Source organism: Streptomyces acidicola, assembly GCF_009377235.1.
Taxonomy (GTDB): Bacteria; Actinomycetota; Actinomycetes; order Streptomycetales; family Streptomycetaceae; genus Streptomyces; species Streptomyces acidicola.
In genome coordinates this window covers 1-2,594 of record NZ_VMNX01000469.1, presented here as the reverse complement: position 1 = coordinate 2,594, position 2,594 = coordinate 1, and the positions used below count along the sequence as shown (strand labels likewise).

Sequence of the window (2,594 nt, the reverse complement as noted above, 5' to 3'; positions counted from 1 at the left end):
CGCGGGGGCGGCCGGAGCCGGAGCCGGGGCGGGTGGGGTTGGAGATCGTCCGGCTGCTGCTCCCTCCGCCGCTGCCGCGGCCGGCTCGGACACGGGTACCGTCTCGGATGCGGTGCCTGGCCAGGACGGTGGGCTGCCCGAGACTCTCGCCGGGCCCTCCGGTGCGGCCGATGACACGCCGTGGCCGGCCGCCGGTGCCGTCGACGATGTGCAGGACGCGCCGCCGCAGGACCGGGTGCCGGGTGTGGCGCCGGGGGCGACTCCGTGGGCCGGGACGGACACCAACGCCGGTGCGGAGGAGGACCGTTCGGTACCGCTGCCCCAGACTGTGTTCGCGCCACCGCTGACCGGCCTGGACGGCGCCGACGTTCCGCCGCCCGGTGCGGCGCCGGACGCCCAGACCGCGCTGATCTCCGGGGGCAGCCAGTTGCCGCCGACGGCGGTCTCTCCGGCACCGAACGAGCCCGGCGGTCCGCAGGGCACGCCGCCTCCGGGCACGCCGTCGTACGGCTATCCGCAGGCCCCTGGTACGCCGCCTCCGGGTGCGCCCGGGTACGGCTACCCGCAGGCTCCCGGTACGCCTCCGCCTGGCGCGGGTGCGGCCGCCGATTCCGTGACGGGTCAGGCTCCGGCGCCTCCGGGTGCCCTGGGTGCCCCGGCGGCTGGGTACGCGCCGACGCAGCTTCCGGCGCCGCCTGGTGCGCCTGGTGCTCCGGGTGTTCCGGCACCTCCGGGGGTTCCGGGTGTGCCGGCTCCTCCGGGTGTGCCCGGTGGTTCGCAGCCTCCGGGTGTGTCGACTCCGCCTGGTGGTACGCCTGGGGGTGGCGTTCATCACGCGGCCACGGTGCTGTCCGCTCCCTCTATCGGCGGTCCGGGGGCGCCCTTGCCGCCGGGTCCGCCCGGGGCTCCGGGCCGGCCTGGCGCGCCTGGTGTTCCGGCGCCGCCTGGTGCGCCTGGTGCTCCGGGGGTGCCGGCACCTCCGTCTCCTCCGGGTGCTCCAGGTGTGTCGACTCCGCCTGGTGGTACGCCCGGGGGTGGTGTTCATCACGCGGCCACGATGCTGTCCGGTCCCCCCGTCGGCGGCCCCGGCACACCACATCAGCCGCCTGCCGCGCCGGGCGCGGCGAGTGCCCCGGGTGCTCCCGGAGCCCCCGGAACTCCGGGCACCCCCGGCGCCGTACACCACGCCGAGACCGTGCTGGCAGCCCCACCGGTCGGCCCTCCGGGTGCGCCCGGAGCTCCCGGTGCGCCCGGCGCCCCTGCTGTTCCCCCGCCTCCGGCTCCGCCCGGCATGCCTCCGGGCGCGCCCCGGCCGATCCCCGGTCAGCAGCCGGTGCCCGGACCGCCGCCGGCCCCTGTCCCGGGGCAGCAGCCTCCCGCGTACGGCTATCCGCAGCAGCCCTCGGGTCAGCCGACTGTGGGCCCCGGTTACCAGGCTGTGCTGCGTTACCGCGCCCCGGACGGCTCCGAGCAGCAGGTGATCCGGCGGTCGGCGCCGGGCATGCCGCACCCGGAGTGGCAGATCTTCCACGAGCTGCGCGGGATGAACATCCCGCCGGACCAGGTGCTGGAGCTGCACACGGAGCTGGAGTCGTGCGAGCTGCCGGGTGCGTACTGTGCGCGGATGATCCGTGAGCAGTGGCCGAACGCGCGGATCACGTCGATCGCCCCGTACGGCGCCGACCACGCCTCGCGTCAGCAGGGCATGGCGCAACTCCTCTCGCATCAGGGGGAGTTGCACCAGGTGGCCGATGGTCCCGCGCGGCCCGCGCCGGTGCGGGCGCCGCTGCCGCCGGTGCAGCCCGCGCCGCCGATCCCGCCGGAGGGTGTCGCGCAGGAGCTGGCGGCAGCGTTCGGGCCGGGTCTCTTCCGGTTCGACCAGCAGGCGGTGTCCCGGCAGGGTGTGCCGCCGATCGTGGCGCACTCGCTGGTGGTGGGCGGACTGCCGGTCGACATGGGCCCGTTCTTCTGGGCGCAGGCCCAGCCGGCGCGGCCGGTGCCGACGCTTGCCGAGCTGGCGCAGGAGCGGGGCGTGCAGCCCGCGTCGGACGCGGGCTCGTACCTCGTCATGGGCAGCGACTTCGGCAAGGCGCTGTGTGTGCAGTACGGCACGGCGAACATCGTCGCGGTGCCGGTGGAGGCCGGGCCGGGTGGTGCTCCGGTGCCGCCGCAGTTCGTGAACACGGGGCTGCCCGAGTTCCAGCGCTGTCTGGCGCTGCTGGGCCGCATGTGGCGTTTGCGCTACGGCCTGAACCAGGAGCAGGCGGGCCGCTGGACCGTCGACTTCCAGGCTCAGCTGGCCGCCCTCGACCAGGCGGCGCTGGGTTCGCCGGAGAGCTGGTGGTCGGTGCTGCTGGAGCAGATGTGGGACGGACTGCTCTGACGGTGAGGGCGGTGACCCCGAAAACGGGGAGGGCGGCGCGGCGCTGACGTCGAGTCACCCCACACGAAAGGGCCGGGCACTTTCGGCGGTTTCTAGGGATCGTTGCAACACGTGGTCGTGTTGATCAGGCAGCGAGCAGTTTATGCAGGCGCTCGGCTGGGGTTTCCCAGCCGAGCGTTTTGCGTGGGCGGCGGTTGAGCTGGTCGGCGAC

At 75.1% G+C, this 2,594-nt stretch carries 1 protein-coding gene; it reads left to right on the top strand.

Features of this window, described 5'->3' with window-relative positions:
• A partial coding sequence (locus FPZ41_RS46055; RefSeq protein ID WP_152870816.1) for an SUKH-4 family immunity protein occupies positions 1–2,383 on the top strand: 2,383 nt, incomplete at its 5' end.
• Positions 2,384–2,594: the final 211 nt, after the last annotated feature.